This window comes from Ruegeria sp. CDSC002 (assembly GCF_059610905.1).
The window spans coordinates 192,751-208,637 of sequence record NZ_JBXWOM010000003.1 but is presented as its reverse complement, the minus strand read 5'-3'; the positions used below and the strand labels follow the sequence as shown (position 1 = coordinate 208,637).

Sequence of the window (15,887 nt, the reverse complement as noted above, 5' to 3'; positions counted from 1 at the left end):
TCAAAACGCAGTTCGGCAGGATATGGAGACCTGAAAATGGAAGCAGATTTCGTCATCGTCGGCGCAGGATCCGCAGGTTGCGCGATGGCATATCGCCTGAGCGAGGCCGGGGCCTCGGTTCTGGTGATCGAGCATGGTGGCACCGATGCCGGACCGTTCATCCAGATGCCAGCGGCGCTGAGCTATCCGATGAACATGCCGATGTATGACTGGGGTTACAAGTCCGAGCCTGAGCCGCACCTGAATAACCGCGAACTGGCCTGCCCGCGCGGCAAGGTGATTGGCGGCTCGTCTTCGATCAATGGTATGGTCTACGTTCGTGGCCACGCGCGCGATTTCGATACATGGGCCGAGATGGGCGCCGATGGCTGGTCCTTTGCGGATGTTCTTCCGTACTACAAACGCATGGAGACCTGGCATGATGGTGGCCACGGCGGTGATCCGACATGGCGCGGCACCGATGGCCCGCTGCATGTTTCTCGCGGACCGCGCGAGAACCCTCTATTTCAGGCTTTCGTCGATGCGGGTCAGCAGGCGGGGTACGAGGTTACCGGCGACTACAACGGTGAAAAGCAGGAAGGCTTTGGCCCGATGGAACAAACCGTCTGGAAAGGACGGCGTTGGTCGGCGGCGAATGCCTATCTGAAACCTGCGCTCAAGCGCGACAACTGCGATATCGTGCGCGGACTGGCCTCAAGGGTGGTTATGGAAAATGGCCGCGCAATTGGAGTGGAATTGATCCGAGGTGGCAAGACTGAGGTCATCCGCGCTCGGCGCGAAGTGGTTCTTGCCGCGTCCTCCATCAACTCTCCCAAGCTGCTGATGCTGTCAGGCATCGGTCCGGCAGCGCATCTGGCCGAGCATGGGATCGAAATTGTGGCGGACCGTCCGGGTGTGGGTGGCAATCTGCAAGACCACCTGGAGCTTTATATCCAGCAGGCATCCCTACAGCCCATCACACTCTACAAACACTGGAACCTGATCAGTAAAGGCCTGATCGGAGCACAATGGTTGTTCACAAAGACCGGGTTGGGTGCATCAAACCAGTTCGAAAGTGCGGCATTCATCCGATCAAAGCCGGGCGTGGAATATCCTGACATTCAGTACCATTTTCTGCCGATCGCCGTACGCTACGACGGTCAGGCAGCAGCTGAAGGTCATGGTTTTCAGGCGCATGTCGGGCCGATGCGCTCGCCCTCGCGCGGGGCGGTCTCACTTCGGTCGGCCAATGCCGAGGACGCGCCTGTGATCCGTTTTAACTACATGAGCCACGAGCAGGATTGGGAAGATTTCCGCACCTGTATTCGCCTGACACGCGAGATTTTCGGGCAGGATGCGTTCAAACCGTATTCCGGTAAAGAAATTCAGCCGGGTGCGGACGTGCAGTCTGACGAAGCGCTCAATGCCTTTATCGCGGAACATGCCGAAAGCGCGTATCACCCTTGTGGAACCTGCCGGATGGGTCGGGCTGATGACAAAAACGCTGTGGTCGATCCCGAGGGGCGCGTTATTGGCGTGGACGGGCTGCGCGTTGCCGACAGCTCCATCTTCCCGCAGATCACCAATGGCAATCTGAACGCGCCATCTATCATGGTGGGTGAGAAGATGTCCGATCATCTGTTGGGTAAGAATGCCCTGCCAGCAGCCAATGACCAACCTTGGATTAATCCCCAATGGGCGGTTGCACAGCGATGATCGAAAGAATGATTTGATCCGCGTCAAAGATTGACGGGGACCGGACGAATAGACTTGAATCGCAACAACATGTTTTGAGGAGCGAACAGGAATGTCCCATACCCCGCACGAACTGGCTGAAGAGTTTCCGGAAAAGGTTGAGCTGATGAGCCAACTCAAGCAGACGGACGCTCACTTTGCGCGGCTGGCGGATGAATACCATGAGATTAACCGCGAAGTGCATCGAGCCGAAACGAATGTCGAGCCGATGGATGATCTTGCTGAAACGGACCTGCGTAAGAAACGTGCGGGTTTGAAAGACGAGATCTGGGCTATCCTGTCGAAAGCCTGAGGCATGTCGGGGGCTCCGCCCCCGGTCGCGGCAGGCCGCGCCTCCCCCGGGATATTGTCAGGCCAGGTAAAGATCAGGTGACTTCATAGGGCAGGGTGCCGCGGGTATGGGCGTCTATCGTTAAGCGTCTTTCCAATGGCGGAACCGATCGCTGATGACAATTCTGCCGCTCGCAGATGCGGCAGGATATGCCAATTGGCTCGTAGGCGCTGGCGTTGTTGAAGTCCAGATTGTCGGCATAAACCAGCGCCTCGGCGTGACGCACTTCGCACCCAAGGGCAATGGCATAACGACGTACCGGTGCACCGTATGAGCCTCCGGATTTCGACACGTCTCGAGCCAGAGAAATATACTGAACGCCATCGGGTGTTTCTGCAAGCTGACGCAGAAAGTGGCCGGGTGTTTCGAAGGCGCGGTGCACGTTCCATAAGGGGCAGGCGCCGCCGAACCGGGCAAATTGCAGGCGCGTGGCCGAGTGTCTTTTGGTGATCGTTCCGGCCTGATCAACGCGAACGAAAAAAAACGGAATGCCTTTTGCGCCAGGGCGTTGCAGGGTCGACAACCTGTGCGCCACCTGTTCGATCGATGCGCCAAACCGGTTACTAAGCAGTTCAAGGTCGTGACGATATTCCTGTGCTGTGGCCAGAAATTTGGCATAAGGCATCAGTGATGCGCCGGCGAAGTAATTTGCCAGCCCGATCTTGGCAATGGCACGGGCCTCATCGCTGTGAAATTTGGCAAAATCTAGCGTTGCTTCAAGAAGTTTGTCCTGACTGATCAGTGCAACCTGCAACAACAACTGAAACACCTGAGTTTGTGGTGCGGTTCTGGACGAAAGCTGCAGTGTTTTGTTTTCTGGGTCGTACTTTCGGGTTTCATCGATATCCGGGAATTGTACCCGGATGCCGCGCTCCGCGAGGCCGTCCAGGGCTGCGGCGCGTATGCCACCTGCATCCTCGGCGCGCCCGGCAAATCGTTCAGCCGCGCGGTCCACCGCGTCGATATAGTTGTCGCAATAGTGGAAGAAGTCCCGCACTTCCTCCCATGGGCTGGCCTGGATTTGCGCGTCTTCGCGCCCCAATGCTTCATCAAGAGAGGCCAGGCGTTCATGCGTCTGACGATAGGTGCGGTGCAGAGCAATGAAGGCTCGTGCCAGAGCGGGTGCGTTTGAAGCCGTCAGGCGGAGATCGGCGAGTGGCGGAACGGCATCGTCAAAGACCGGATCGGCCAATGCCTCGCGCATGTCCGAGACCAGGCGTTCACTGTCGCCGGTGCTCAACTCGGTGACATCCATTCCGAATTCTTGCGCCAGCGCCAGAACGACCGTGGTCGAAATCGGACGGTTGTTGTTCTCCATCTGGTTTAGATAGGGCAGGGAAACACCCAGTTTGGCGGCAAATTCCTTTTGGGTCAGGGACAAGCGCGTACGCATTTCGCGTAGCTTTGCACCTGCATAGAGTTTCTGAGTCGCCATGTTGGGCCTTTGCAACTTTCCTAATTCGGCAAGCTAACTTTGCAAACCGTCATAGGCAAGCCATTCAAAGACCCAGTTGCCGTTCGCGTCGAATGACGGACAATATTGCGCATACTGCCAGGACCGAGGTTGCCAGCATCAACCACAGCAGGGGCATTGCTCCAGTTTCATGGGTTAGCAAGGCTCCTGCAAGCGCGCTGAGGCCCGCGCCGCCGCCCAGCATGATCGCTCCACTCAGTCCGGATGCTGTGGCGGCCAGATGCGGTCGCACCGAAAGTGCGCCCGACGTTGCGTTGGGAATCGTCATGCCGTTTCCAATGCCTACAAAGGTCATGAAGCCGAAAAAGCTAAGCGCCGTTCCGAAGCCGGCCAGAAACAAGATCGCGGACATTGCAACGCCTGCTGCGTTCAGCCAGCAGCCCCAAAGTACCATTCGATTGACGCCGAAGTGAACGGAATAGCGACCGCTGAAGAAATTGCCAAAAAAATACCCTACGGCTGGGGCGCCAAAGTAGATGCCGACCTCGGCGGCGCTGAGGCCGAATAGTTCGGTGCCGATAAAGGGAGCGCCGCCCAGATAGGCAAAGAAGGCGCCAGACGACAGCGCGGATGACAGCGAATAGCCCCAAAATCGCGGTGAACCCAGCAGTTCGGGGTATTCCCGGAATTGTTGAACCAGTGTTTTGCCGCTCTTGGCTGAGGTTTCGCCAAAATCTAAGTAAGTTAGCACCAGCGTCATTACGCCAAGAACGAAGGGTAGCCAGAAGTTGGCTTTCCAGCCAAAGCTCTCCTCCAACAGGCCTCCGATCGCGGGTCCGATCATGGGGACAATTGCCATGCCCATCGTTACGTAACCGATCATCGACGCGGCCTGGTCCTGATCATATAGGTCCCGAACCGCCGCACGGCTGAGAACCATCCCGACCACGATGATGGCCTGACACATCCGGAAGACAAGAAAGACCTGAATGTTGGGGGCATAGATGCAGCCCAACGTAGCCACCAAAAAAAGGACCAACCCCCAAAGTAGAACGGGGCGGCGCCCCGCCTTGTCGGCAATTGGTCCGATCAGAATCTGAAGAACCGCATTGACTAGCAGGTACAGGGCAATCGACAGTTGCATGACCTTGTAGTCGGCCTGAAAGTGCAGTGCCATATTGGGCAGGCTCGGCAAAAACAGATTGAGGCTGAGCGCGGACAATCCGGACAGCAAAACCAGAGTGGTAATTTTAGGAGGCGAGCGATGCGCCGACGAAGAACTAAACTGCATAGTTCACGTGTATAGTCACCACGGATAGGAATGCCATCCATCACGCGTTTTGTAAGTGAAATTTAGCAAGTTTACAATATTCACCAAGATGATTGGATAAGATTTGCAAATTTGCCGAAAGTTACTTTGGTCTCGCGGCATCTGCGTATAGTGTCCGGCCAGATTTTACAGGGGATCATCGTTATGAAAGACATCCTTTCCGAACTTGAAGACCGTCGCGACAACGCGCGGCTGGGTGGTGGACAAAAGCGCATCGACGCACAGCACTCGCGCGGCAAACTGACTGCGCGCGAACGGGTTGAACTGTTGCTGGATGAAGGCAGCTTTGAAGAATTTGACATGTTTGTCAGCCATCGGTGCACCGATTTCGGGATGGAGAAGCAAAGGCCAGCGGGTGACGGTGTCGTTACTGGCTGGGGTACGATCAATGGTCGCATGGTTTATGTGTTCAGCCAGGACTTTACAGTCTTTGGCGGCTCGCTTTCGGAAACCCATGCTCAGAAGATCTGCAAGATCATGGATATGGCCGTTCAGAACGGTGCACCGGTGATTGGCATTAACGACTCGGGCGGGGCGCGAATTCAGGAAGGCGTGGCGTCGCTGGCTGGTTATGCCGAGGTGTTCCAGCGCAACATCATGGCGTCAGGCGTGGTTCCGCAGATCAGCGTGATCATGGGGCCCTGTGCTGGTGGCGCAGTCTACAGCCCGGCGATGACAGACTTTATCTTCATGGTCAAAGACACCTCGTACATGTTTGTGACCGGCCCCGACGTGGTCAAGACGGTCACAAACGAAGTGGTTACCGCCGAGGAACTGGGTGGGGCGTCGACCCATACCAAGAAATCCTCGGTTGCTGACGGAGCGTTTGAGAACGACGTTGAAGCACTGGCCGAGGTGCGGCGTTTGGTTGATTTCCTGCCGCTCAACAACCGCGAAAAGCCGCCTGTGCGCCCGTTCTTTGACGAACCCGACCGTCTGGAAACCTCGCTGGATACATTGATCCCCGACAACCCTAATACGCCGTACGACATGAAGGAACTCATCACCAAAGTGGCGGATGAGGGTGATTTCTACGAAATTCAGGAGGATTTTGCCAAAAACATCATCACCGGGTTCATCCGGCTTGAAGGGCAGACAGTGGGCGTTGTAGCCAATCAGCCGATGATTTTGGCCGGTTGTCTGGACATCGACAGCTCGCGCAAGGCCGCGCGGTTTGTGCGGTTCTGCGATTGCTTCGAAATTCCGATCCTGACGCTGGTGGATGTACCTGGATTCCTGCCGGGGACGTCGCAGGAATATGGCGGAGTGATCAAGCACGGCGCCAAGCTGTTGTTTGCCTACGGTGAAGCCACGGTGCCAAAAGTTACCGTCATCACCCGTAAGGCTTATGGTGGTGCCTATGATGTTATGGCGTCCAAGCACCTGCGCGGTGACTTCAACTATGCCTGGCCTACAGCCGAAATCGCGGTGATGGGCGCAAAGGGCGCGACCGAGATCATTCACCGTGCCGATCTGGGCGATGCCGAGAAAATTGTGCAGCACACGCAGGATTATGAGGACAGGTTTGCGAACCCGTTTGTCGCGGCTGAGCGTGGCTTTATCGATGAGGTGATCATGCCTCAATCGACCCGCCGTCGCGTTTCGCGAGCCTTTGCCAGCTTGCGGAACAAGCACGTGAAAAACCCGTGGAAAAAGCACGACAACATCCCTCTTTGAGGGGATGTGCCAGGAAATCTGCCCGGCCAAAACGGTTTGGACAGCGTCTCGGACAAACGGTCAGGGCAGATTACTTGGGTGCAAAATTGACTTTGAGGCCACAACTGCTAATGAGTTGCCCAATAAGACATAGAACAGCGCGGGCCGAAAGCCAGGCGCGCGCGATCCCGGAGAGAGGAGCTCGCCTGTGGCGGGTCCGGGATCGCGCCTTAGCTGTTGTACTGTCGGTTTTTGCGATCCCCGTTCTGGCTGACTCCGAAAACCTGTTGCCGGTCCCGTCCGGACAGCCAGTGCACCTGAGCGACGTTCTGCTGGACAATAACCCCGGTGAACTTTGGGTGCGATTTCGCTTTATTGCGCCCAAGATCGGTTCGGACATTGGCCGGATCGGGTACGATATCGCCTCGGTCGACATGGAACATCTGTGCCAGACGCTTGCGGTTACTTATGTGGCTAAATACGAACTGGACGCTGCCCGGGTGGTCATTTCCCTGTCTGACCGGCCCATCGAATTCGGCCGTACATCCCCTGATGCCACGCAGTTCTTTGAAGCCTACCGGCTGGAACAGTCCCGGTGTATCTGGGAGGGGCTTTGACTATGAATCGCGCTATTCATCCCGTCAGGGCATTTCTGAACAGCTACGCGGCTTTGGAGGTGCGCACCATGACATCATCCTGTGACGGATGTGAATATCTGATCCCCATGACCCCTTGTGCAATTGAGGTGGAACCATGCTGAAACATCGCGGATTTCCCGGGCGCCTGCCGGGAACTGACTTTCAGTTCATTATTCGTCGGGCCAATCCCAAAGGCGTGACGCCCCTGACCCGCCGCGAGCGGTTTCGAGATCGTAAACCCGCGGACAAGCGCGCGGATGCGGCTTTTATGGAAGCCCTGTGGGCGCATTTTGGCGACCAACCGTTTGAGAGGGGCAATTTGGATGCTGGCCGTCTTTGCTGGCTGTTCGAACGCGAAGTCATTCCGGCCGAAGATCCTTTTGATCCAGCTAGTTACGACGCGCTTTTGGTTATTGATTCGAATGTGGGTCGGATTTCCTTCCCCGAAATTTTTGACGGGGTGCGCTGATCGTGCCAACCGCTGTCGCACATAACGCGGTGAGGCCATCCAGGCCAAAAACCCTGCCCGTGTCGGGGCAGGGTCGGTATGTGTGGTCAGAAGTTCAGTTGCGCCGCCAATTGAATTCGGTTGCTGTCAAAGGTGCGTCCGGTCGGTGCATCGTTCCGCTCACCATAGAAGTATTCGGCGCTAAGCGTCAGATTGTCGGTCGCTTTGTAAAAGGCGTTCACGTGGATCGTTTCAACCTCGGTAAAGGACAGGGTCCCGGTCGAGGTCGGCAGGTCGTAATTCTCTTGCCCATAAGCGATGCCGACGTTCCATTTGGGGCTCAGTTCCTGGCGGAATTCCACGGTAAATCCATCCACGTCGTTGGCCTGTCCGTTGACGATGGCGTCACCGGCAGCGATCAGGTAGGGGCCCAAAGCCTCGCCGTCGACATAGTTGACCTGAAACAGACCGCCTTGCCAGGGCCGGATGCCTGCCGAGAGGGTATAGCCGGTCTGATCCACTTCGACCGCGCTGGATTGCGCCTTACCATACAAAGCCGAGGCGCGGGCCAGGTAGGTACCGTTGTTGTATTCGATGGAGCCGGTCAGGACGGGATCATTCGAATCCGAGCCGCCAACGTTTTCCTCGATCGCCACCGCAAAAGTTGTGTCAGAGCCCAGCGTGTTCGTATAGCGCACTTGAGGGACGCGAGCGAAAGGAATGCCAACGGGGCCGTTGAATTCAACGGTCGTGGGATAGGTGTCCAACGGCTGGAAGTTGGTCCAGAATTGACCGATCAACCAGTTATCACCAATACGGATATTGGCGTGGCGCAGGCGCAGTTCAGCAGGCCCATCCGTCCCGCCGGAAAACAGATCCAGTTCCAGCTGGCCGGCAATATCGCCGATGGCAGACGGCGTATTGGTCCGAAGCCCGATGCGCGATTGGCGCACGGTGGCCCCAAAGGTGCCGCTGGTGGCGTTTGCTGGCTCGCCAATTCGGGTCGCATCGGCAAGATCGCCCAGTTCAAAGTCGGTGTCGTAGAAGAAATCAGCCTTAACGTACCCGTAAACATCAAGAGTTGTGTTTCCGATTCGAAGATCGCCAGTGCCAGCGCCGGGTTTCCCGGCCTCCAGGGCTTCGACGCGGGCACGCAGGGCATCAAGTTCCGTTTGCGTCTGGGCGTCTTGGGCGAAAGCAGCCGCGCCGGACATGCCAAGCGCGGATACGGCAAGCAGCAACGCCGTTTTTCTCTTTGCAATCATGTGGATGTTTCCTTGTGTGCGAGTGTGCACGGGTACCGTTCCACGCAAGAGAACTTGAGGGAAATCACGAGAACGGGATGGAAAGCGCCTAGTTTCTCAAGGAAACGTGCAAAACTTCCGAACCGTTTTCACCCTATGGTGAACAGATCGGTTAACCCTTTGCGTTTGAGAAGAGAATTTCTAACGACCTTTTCCGCAACCCGTGATGTTGCAGGTGCAGAAACGGATCAATTGCTGAGGAAAAGTAACAGCAACGTGACGGCATTGGCCTCGCGTTTCTCACCTAAAACTGCACCTGATCTCGGCACGAATCTGCGCGCAGATTCGCCCAATGGGCGATTTCCAGCCGGAAACCTGACCGGAAACAATACGTTGTTTACGCATTTAATTGTGCCAAGCAACCTGACCAAGCCGTGCGGCTCTACTTTGCCTGCGTCGCACAAGCACCTACTATTCCGTACCCCTTCCTTCCGCGGGCAGGCTTGTGATGTTCACAAAGTCCTGCCCGCGTTTTTCTTTGCGCATGATCCAAGCGTAAAGCGGCACAAATTTGCGCAAATCTCCGTTCAGGACTGCCTGTTATTGAATAACAAGGTCGAAATCGGACATCTGCCCCGGAACGCATCAAGAATTCCAAAGGGGCAGATATCATGCGAATCTCGAAACTCGTTCTTGCAATGGCGACCTGCGCAGGCCTTGCCGCCTGTGGTGACACGACGGGCGAACAGGCGCTGCTTGGCGGCGGCGCAGGCGCCGTCGGGGCGGCTGTTGTCAGCGCCGACCCGCTGTTCGGCGCGGTTGTCGGCGCGGCGGGCAACGTCCTGTACTGCAAGACACAAAACAACTGTAGGTAATACCGGGTTTTTCGGGGCGCGCGTCGCCCCGACCGTAATCGCGCATCACGCCGCCGTGGGGAACGTTCCCTGCGGCGGCGTTTTGCGTTCTCAGAACATCAAGACAAAGGACGTTCCATGTTTAACAAGATCCTGATCGCCAACCGGGGCGAGATCGCCTGCCGGGTCATCAAGACAGCCCGCAAGATGGGTATCGGCACCGTTGCCATCTATTCGGATGCAGACAAGAACGCCTTGCATGTGTCGATGGCGGATGAATCGGTGCATATCGGCCCGCCGCCTGCGAACCAGTCCTATATCGTGATCGACAAGGTCATGGATGCCATTCGCCAGAGTGGGGCCCAGGCGGTGCATCCTGGTTATGGCTTCCTGTCGGAAAACTCGAAATTCGCCGAGGCGCTTGAGGCTGAAGGCGTTGCATTTGTTGGTCCACCGGTTCGGGCAATCGAAAGCATGGGCGACAAGATCACCTCGAAGAAGATCGCGCAAGAAGCCGGTGTTTCCACTGTTCCCGGTTACATGGGGCTGATCGAAGACGCAGAAGAGGCCGTCAAGATTTCCAACGAAGTCGGCTATCCGGTCATGATCAAGGCCAGTGCCGGCGGCGGCGGCAAGGGCATGCGGATCGCGTGGAATGACGAAGAAGCGCGCGAGGGGTTCCAGTCGTCCAAGAACGAGGCGGCAAACTCGTTCGGTGATGACCGTATCTTTATTGAAAAATTCGTGACCCAGCCGCGTCACATCGAGATTCAGGTTCTATGCGACAGCCACGGTAACGGCATCTATCTGGGCGAGCGTGAATGCTCGATCCAGCGTCGGAACCAGAAAGTGGTCGAAGAAGCACCGTCACCTTTCCTGGACGAAGCGACCCGTAAGGCGATGGGCGAACAGGCCGTGGCACTGGCCAAGGCCGTAGACTATGCCAGCGCCGGTACGGTTGAATTCATCGTCGATGGCGAAAAGAATTTCTACTTCCTGGAAATGAACACGCGTCTGCAGGTGGAACACCCGGTCACCGAACTGATCACCGGAGTCGATCTGGTTGAGCAGATGATCCGCGTCGCAGCAGGTGAAAAGCTGTCGATCACACAGGACGACGTGACCCTGACCGGCTGGGCCATCGAAAACCGCCTGTATGCCGAAGATCCGTATCGTGGCTTCCTGCCGTCGATTGGTCGTCTGACCCGCTATCGTCCGCCGCAAGAGATTGCCTCTGGTCCGCTGTTGGTGAACGATAAATGGCAAGGTGAAGCGCCCGAAGGTGAAGCCGCCGTGCGCAACGACACCGGCGTCTACGAAGGCGGCGAGATCAGCATGTACTATGACCCGATGATCGCCAAACTGTGCACCTGGGCTCCGACGCGGGAACAGGCGATCGAGGCGATGCGCGTGGCGCTGGACAGTTTCGAGGTCGAAGGCATTGGCCACAACTTGCCATTCCTGTCGGCTGTGATGGACCATCCGAAATTCGTCAGCGGTGACATGACCACAGCCTTTATCGCCGAGGAATATCCCGACGGGTTCGAAGGCGTTGAACTGCCCGAGGCCGACTTGCGCCGCATAGCCGCGTCCTGCGCCGCGATGCACCGCGTGGCCGAGATTCGCCGCACCCGCGTTTCTGGCCGGATGGACAATCACGAACGCAAGGTCGGCTCTGATTGGGTCGTCACACTGCAAGGGCAGGAATATGCGGTTGAGATTGATGCGGATCGCGATGGGTCAACCGTGACGTTCTCGGACGGTAATACCGTGCGGGTCACTTCGGACTGGACGCCGGGCGATCATTTGGCGGTGCTGGACGTCGATGGCAGCCCGCTGGTTTTGAAGGTCGGAAAAATCTCGGGCGGGTTCCGTATTCGCAACCGGGGTGCAGACCTCAAAGTCCATGTCCGTACGACGCGTCAGGCCGAACTGGCCCGTATGATGCCCGAAAAGCTGCCGCCGGATACTTCGAAAATGCTGCTGTGCCCGATGCCCGGCCTGATCGTGAAGATCGATGTCGAAGTGGGGCAGGAAGTGCAGGAAGGTCAGGCACTGTGCACTGTTGAGGCGATGAAGATGGAAAACATCCTGCGCGCCGAGAAGAAGGGTGTCGTGTCCAAAGTCAACGCAGGCCCCGGCGACAACCTCGCCGTGGACGACGTGATCATAGAGTTCGAGTGATCATGATCGCGTTTTCACCATATCTCCATGGTTTCCCGGCGGTTCGCGCCGGGAGCTTTGGGCGTGGCGAAAGCGCTCAGCCGCCCTCGCGTCGTTCGCGGATTTCGCGTTCGCGCAGGGGCGTTTTGTCGATGGAACGGCCGATTTCACGTGTGCTCCACGGCGAGGGTTTGCGCAGTTTAACCACGCCGTCCTTGTCGACGAACACCATCTGGAAGCCGCGCGGGCGCAATTGTGACCGGATCGGAGAACGGGCAGACGGATCGGTATCGGTCAGCACGACCACATCCCGGTCGCGCATGGCTTCTTCGCCTTCCAGAAGCATGTCGATTTGCTGCCGGAAACGCGGGTCGGCTGGGGTATCGGCAAAGACGACGATGGGCCGGTTGACCCATAAGTATTCGCTCAGCTCGCTATCACCAGCGGGGCGGACAAAATCTTCATCGGCGGGCGCAGACCCATCTGCCGCCATCGCGACCAGCGGGAATAGTGCCGAGAAAACAAGGGCAAGCGTTCGTGTCATAGGGCCTCCTGTTCGTTTGAATATAGCCTCTGCGCCGGTGAATGCGACCGGCGAAATGCACGCAGGCTTCAAAATATCGCGTTTACACCTGCCGCGACGCGCGGCACCGAACGTTAAAACGCGCAGGCCAAGCCTGTTCGCGACCCGAATTGAGAAAAGGAATACGCAATGACCGATACGAAAGACTGGCAGGCGCTGGCCGAGAAAGAGCTGCGCGGACGCCCGTTGGACGACCTGACCAAAGAGACTTTGGAAGGTATCGAAGTCAAACCTCTTTACACGCAGGAAGACACCGCTGAACTGCCGCATATGGGGTCGCTGCCTGGGTTCGGGCCGTTCACGCGCGGTGTGAAGGCGACCATGTATGCGGGCCGCCCTTGGACGATCCGCCAATATGCGGGTTTCTCGACCGCTGAAGAATCAAACGCGTTCTATCGCCGCAATCTGGCGGCCGGTCAGCAGGGTGTGTCGGTCGCCTTCGATCTGGCGACGCACCGCGGCTATGACAGTGACCATCCGCGCGTTGTCGGTGACGTGGGCAAGGCCGGTGTGGCAATCGACAGCGTCGAGGACATGAAGATCCTGTTCGACGGCATTCCGTTGGATAAGGTCTCGGTCTCGATGACTATGAACGGGGCGGTTGTTCCAATTCTGGCCAGTTTCATCGTTGCAGGCGAAGAGCAGGGGCATGACAAATCCGTCCTGTCCGGCACCATTCAGAATGACATTCTGAAAGAGTTCATGGTGCGCAACACCTATATTTACCCGCCTGAGCCTTCGATGAAGATCATCTCGGACATCATTGAGTTCACGTCGAATGAGATGCCGAAATTCAACTCGATTTCGATCTCGGGCTATCACATGCAAGAGGCCGGGGCGAACCTGGTGCAGGAACTGGCCTATACGCTGGCCGACGGGCGTGAATACGTCCGAGCAGCGACACAGGCCGGGATGGACGTGGACAAGTTCGCAGGCCGTCTGTCGTTCTTCTTTGCCATCGGCATGAACTTCTTCATGGAGATCGCCAAACTGCGCGCCGCCCGTACGCTGTGGCACCGGGTGATGACCGATTTTGGCGCGAAATCCGAGCGGTCCAAGATGCTGCGCACCCACTGTCAGACGTCCGGCGTGTCTTTGCAGGAACAGGATCCCTATAACAACGTGATCCGTACCGCCTATGAAGCGATGAGCGCGGTTCTGGGCGGCACCCAGTCGTTGCACACCAACGCGTTGGACGAGGCGATTGCGCTGCCGACCGACTTCTCGGCCCGTATCGCGCGGAATACGCAGCTGGTTCTGCAAGAGGAAACCGGCGTGACCGATGTGGTCGATCCGCTGGCCGGTTCGTATTACATCGAAAGCCTGACCAACGAGTTGATCGAAAAAGCCTGGGCTCTGATGGAAGAGGTCGAGGAAATGGGCGGTATGACCAAGGCCGTTGCCAGCGGTATGCCCAAGCTGCGGATCGAGGAAAGCGCCGCCCGCCGTCAGGCCATGATTGACCGGGGTGACGAGGTGATCGTCGGCGTCAACAAGTACCGCAAGGAAAAGGAAGACCCGATCGACATTCTGGACGTCGACAATGTGGCCGTGCGCGAAGCTCAGGTCGCGCGATTGGAACGTATCCGTGCAACCCGTGACGAAGCCGCCTGTCAAACGGCACTGGATGCTCTGACCAAGACCGCCCGCGAGGGTGGAAACCTGCTGGCTGCTGCCGTTGAGGCCGCCCGCGCCCGTGCATCCGTAGGAGAGATCAGCATGGCAATGGAAAAAGAATTCGGTCGCCACCGCGCCGAAGTGAAAACGCTGGCCGGTGTCTATGGCGCGGCATATGAAGGCGATGAAGGCTTTGCTGCGATCCAGAAATCCATCGAAGAGTTTGCCGAGGCCGAAGGCCGCCGTCCACGCCTGCTTGTGGTCAAGATGGGGCAAGACGGGCATGACCGCGGTGCCAAGGTGATCGCAACCGCCTTTGCGGATATCGGGTTTGACGTGGATGTAGGCCCGCTGTTCCAAACCCCGGCTGAGGCCGCGCAGGACGCCGTGGACAACGACGTGCACGTCATCGGTATTTCGTCGCAGGCAGCGGGGCACAAAACACTGGCACCGCAGCTAGTAGAAGAGCTGAAGAAAGCCGGTGCCGAGGACATTCTTGTAATCTGCGGCGGGGTGATCCCGCAGCAGGATTATCAATTCCTCTATGATCACGGCGTCAAAGCGATCTTTGGCCCGGGCACCAACATCCCCGAAGCCGCTCAGGACATCCTGCGCCTGATCGGTGAAGCGAAAGGCTGAGGGTTTCAAAGATTTTCGTCGAAAAATCTTGTGATCCACCGCCTTTAAGGAAAACATGCGACCAGATCCGATAGGGTTTGGTCGTTTTTAATAGGAGGCGCTGCGTGTTACTGGATCATCTGGCGGTTGCGGGCGAAACGCTCGAAGAAGCGTCTGCCCATGTCGAACAGGCATTGGGAGTACCGCTGCAGGACGGCGGCAAGCATGAAAGGTTTGGCACATATAACCGCCTGTTAGGATTGCGAGACGGCTTGTATCTTGAGGCCATCGCGATTGACCCACAGGCACCGAATCCGCAAAGAACCAGATGGTTCGATCTGGACCGGTTCAAGGGCGTGCCGCGCCTTACCAACTGGATATGCCGGGTGCCGGACATTTCAGCCTCGTTGACCGTGTTTCCGGATGGGGTGGGCCACCCGATCGACTTGGCCCGCGGGGCGTTACGCTGGCAAATGGCGGTTCCGCCAAACGGGCGTCTGCCTTTCGACAATCTGTTCCCGGCGCTTATTCAGTGGCACGGAGATTTGCATCCGGCAAATATGCTGCAGGATAGCGGCTGCCGTTTGCGTCGATTGGTGGTTTTTCACCCGGACGCACTGGAGCTAGCCAAGCTGCTAGGCGAAATGGACGCTGTGGTTTTCGACACAGGCCCGGTCGCATTGCGAGCAGAGTTCGAAACTCCGCATGGGAAACGCGTTTTGGAATGAAAATTAGACAAGCCAAAGCTGCGGATGCCAAAGAGATAGCTGCGATCACCAACGCAATCATCCGCGACACGCTGGTAACATTCACAACCGACGAACGCAGTGTAGACAGCATTGCGCGTGACATCGAAGCGCGCGGTCCGGCCTATCTTGTGGCTGAACAGGACGACCAGATTCTTGGGTTTGCCACCTATGGTCCGTTTCGATCCGGTCCGGGATACGCGCAGTGCCGAGAGCTAACGATCCAACTGGCCACTGATGCGCGTGAACAAGGTACGGGGCGCGTTTTGATGCGGGCGCTTGAGGCCGCCGCCCGGGCAGAGGGAGCTCATGCACTGGTGGCGGGGATTTCTTCGGCAAATCCGGGGGCAGTATCTTTTCACGCGGCCGTGGGCTTTGTCGAGGTAGGGCGCATGCCCGAGGTTGGGTTCAAGTGGGGGAAACGTCTGGACCTTGTGCTGATGCAGAAAATTCTTGCCTCAGACGGTTTGGTTGCACCTGACAGTCCCGATTTGGGACGCTAGGGTGCGCT

General features: G+C 57.4%; 14 protein-coding genes. 10 read left to right on the top strand and 4 right to left on the bottom strand.

From position 1 onward, the window contains the following. Positions 1–36 precede the first annotated feature (36 nt). Both betA and AC2FJE_RS07210 read left to right on the top strand, forming a co-directional pair. Positions 37–1,695 (top strand): choline dehydrogenase, encoded by a 1,659-nt coding sequence (gene betA / locus AC2FJE_RS07215; protein ID WP_472723216.1) that lies wholly within the window; start codon positions 37–39, stop codon positions 1,693–1,695. Positions 1,696–1,786: 91 nt separating this feature from the next. After that, a complete protein-coding gene (locus AC2FJE_RS07210) occupies positions 1,787–2,026 on the top strand; it encodes an HP1242/YdcH family protein (protein WP_496755076.1) in 240 nt (79 codons plus the stop codon). A 73-nt stretch (positions 2,027–2,099) separates the two neighbouring features. Here AC2FJE_RS07210 and AC2FJE_RS07205 read toward each other — a convergent pair whose 3' ends face one another. Together AC2FJE_RS07205 and AC2FJE_RS07200 are read right to left on the bottom strand one after the other, a co-directional pair. Next, positions 2,100–3,500, bottom strand: a complete 1,401-nt coding sequence (locus AC2FJE_RS07205) for a helix-turn-helix domain-containing protein (RefSeq protein ID WP_496755071.1) — start codon at positions 3,498–3,500, stop codon at positions 2,100–2,102. 64 nt (positions 3,501–3,564) lie between these two features. Beyond that, a complete protein-coding gene (locus AC2FJE_RS07200; RefSeq protein ID WP_472723218.1) occupies positions 3,565–4,770 on the bottom strand; it encodes a multidrug effflux MFS transporter in 1,206 nt (401 codons plus the stop codon). Positions 4,771–4,953: 183 nt separating this feature from the next. On the opposite strand from AC2FJE_RS07200, the gene AC2FJE_RS07195 reads away from it, so the two are divergent. From AC2FJE_RS07195 to AC2FJE_RS07185, 3 genes are all read left to right on the top strand, one after another. After that, a complete protein-coding gene (locus AC2FJE_RS07195; protein WP_109313344.1) occupies positions 4,954–6,486 on the top strand; it encodes an acyl-CoA carboxylase subunit beta in 1,533 nt (510 codons plus the stop codon). Between the two features lie 110 nt (positions 6,487–6,596). Continuing rightward, positions 6,597–7,082: a DUF6497 family protein gene (locus AC2FJE_RS07190; protein ID WP_234999129.1), complete on the top strand. Its 486-nt coding sequence runs from the start codon at positions 6,597–6,599 to the stop codon at positions 7,080–7,082. A gap of 136 nt (positions 7,083–7,218) precedes the next feature. Further along, positions 7,219–7,572 (top strand): hypothetical protein, encoded by a 354-nt coding sequence (locus AC2FJE_RS07185; protein ID WP_496760819.1) that lies wholly within the window; start codon positions 7,219–7,221, stop codon positions 7,570–7,572. A gap of 86 nt (positions 7,573–7,658) precedes the next feature. Here AC2FJE_RS07185 and AC2FJE_RS07180 read toward each other — a convergent pair whose 3' ends face one another. Then, on the bottom strand, positions 7,659–8,816 hold the full coding sequence (locus AC2FJE_RS07180; RefSeq protein WP_496760818.1) for a DcaP family trimeric outer membrane transporter: 1,158 nt from the start codon (positions 8,814–8,816) through the stop codon (positions 7,659–7,661). Between the two features lie 650 nt (positions 8,817–9,466). Here AC2FJE_RS07180 and AC2FJE_RS07175 point away from each other — a divergent pair. Further along, complete coding sequence (locus AC2FJE_RS07175; protein ID WP_058275656.1) at positions 9,467–9,670, top strand: hypothetical protein; 204 nt, start codon at positions 9,467–9,469, stop codon at positions 9,668–9,670. A gap of 117 nt (positions 9,671–9,787) precedes the next feature. Continuing rightward, complete coding sequence (locus AC2FJE_RS07170; RefSeq protein ID WP_496704669.1) at positions 9,788–11,833, top strand: ATP-binding protein; 2,046 nt, start codon at positions 9,788–9,790, stop codon at positions 11,831–11,833. 76 nt (positions 11,834–11,909) lie between these two features. Here AC2FJE_RS07170 and AC2FJE_RS07165 read toward each other — a convergent pair whose 3' ends face one another. After that, entirely contained in the window at positions 11,910–12,356 is a 447-nt protein-coding gene (locus AC2FJE_RS07165; RefSeq protein ID WP_058275658.1) for a DUF4174 domain-containing protein, read from the bottom strand. A 168-nt stretch (positions 12,357–12,524) separates the two neighbouring features. On the opposite strand from AC2FJE_RS07165, the gene scpA reads away from it, so the two are divergent. The 3 genes from scpA to AC2FJE_RS07150 all read left to right on the top strand — a co-directional run bounded on the left by scpA (position 12,525) and on the right by AC2FJE_RS07150 (position 15,879). Then, a complete protein-coding gene (gene scpA / locus AC2FJE_RS07160) occupies positions 12,525–14,651 on the top strand; it encodes a methylmalonyl-CoA mutase (RefSeq protein ID WP_496760817.1) in 2,127 nt (708 codons plus the stop codon). Positions 14,652–14,755: 104 nt separating this feature from the next. Further along, positions 14,756–15,358 (top strand): VOC family protein, encoded by a 603-nt coding sequence (locus AC2FJE_RS07155; protein ID WP_496695989.1) that lies wholly within the window; start codon positions 14,756–14,758, stop codon positions 15,356–15,358. Next, the gene (locus AC2FJE_RS07150) at positions 15,355–15,879 is read left to right on the top strand and encodes a GNAT family N-acetyltransferase (RefSeq protein ID WP_496695987.1); all 525 of its coding nucleotides are present in this window, start codon (positions 15,355–15,357) and stop codon (positions 15,877–15,879) included. The genes AC2FJE_RS07155 and AC2FJE_RS07150 overlap by 4 nt, the downstream gene beginning before the upstream one ends. Positions 15,880–15,887: the final 8 nt, after the last annotated feature.

What these genes read in the sequence shown, in the direction of transcription:
- betA (WP_472723216.1), top strand. Translation starts at nt 37, where the DNA reads ATGGAAGCAGATTTCGTCATCGTCGGCGCAGGATCCGCAGGTTGCGCG.
- AC2FJE_RS07210 (WP_496755076.1), top strand. Translation starts at nt 1,787, where the DNA reads ATGTCCCATACCCCGCACGAACTGGCTGAAGAGTTTCCGGAAAAGGTT.
- AC2FJE_RS07205 (WP_496755071.1), bottom strand. Translation starts at nt 3,500, where the DNA reads ATGGCGACTCAGAAACTCTATGCAGGTGCAAAGCTACGCGAAATGCGT.
- AC2FJE_RS07200 (WP_472723218.1), bottom strand. Translation starts at nt 4,770, where the DNA reads ATGCAGTTTAGTTCTTCGTCGGCGCATCGCTCGCCTCCTAAAATTACC.
- AC2FJE_RS07195 (WP_109313344.1), top strand. Translation starts at nt 4,954, where the DNA reads ATGAAAGACATCCTTTCCGAACTTGAAGACCGTCGCGACAACGCGCGG.
- AC2FJE_RS07190 (WP_234999129.1), top strand. Translation starts at nt 6,597, where the DNA reads ATGAGTTGCCCAATAAGACATAGAACAGCGCGGGCCGAAAGCCAGGCG.
- AC2FJE_RS07185 (WP_496760819.1), top strand. Translation starts at nt 7,219, where the DNA reads ATGCTGAAACATCGCGGATTTCCCGGGCGCCTGCCGGGAACTGACTTT.
- AC2FJE_RS07180 (WP_496760818.1), bottom strand. Translation starts at nt 8,816, where the DNA reads ATGATTGCAAAGAGAAAAACGGCGTTGCTGCTTGCCGTATCCGCGCTT.
- AC2FJE_RS07175 (WP_058275656.1), top strand. Translation starts at nt 9,467, where the DNA reads ATGCGAATCTCGAAACTCGTTCTTGCAATGGCGACCTGCGCAGGCCTT.
- AC2FJE_RS07170 (WP_496704669.1), top strand. Translation starts at nt 9,788, where the DNA reads ATGTTTAACAAGATCCTGATCGCCAACCGGGGCGAGATCGCCTGCCGG.
- AC2FJE_RS07165 (WP_058275658.1), bottom strand. Translation starts at nt 12,356, where the DNA reads ATGACACGAACGCTTGCCCTTGTTTTCTCGGCACTATTCCCGCTGGTC.
- scpA (WP_496760817.1), top strand. Translation starts at nt 12,525, where the DNA reads ATGACCGATACGAAAGACTGGCAGGCGCTGGCCGAGAAAGAGCTGCGC.
- AC2FJE_RS07150 (WP_496695987.1), top strand. Translation starts at nt 15,355, where the DNA reads ATGAAAATTAGACAAGCCAAAGCTGCGGATGCCAAAGAGATAGCTGCG.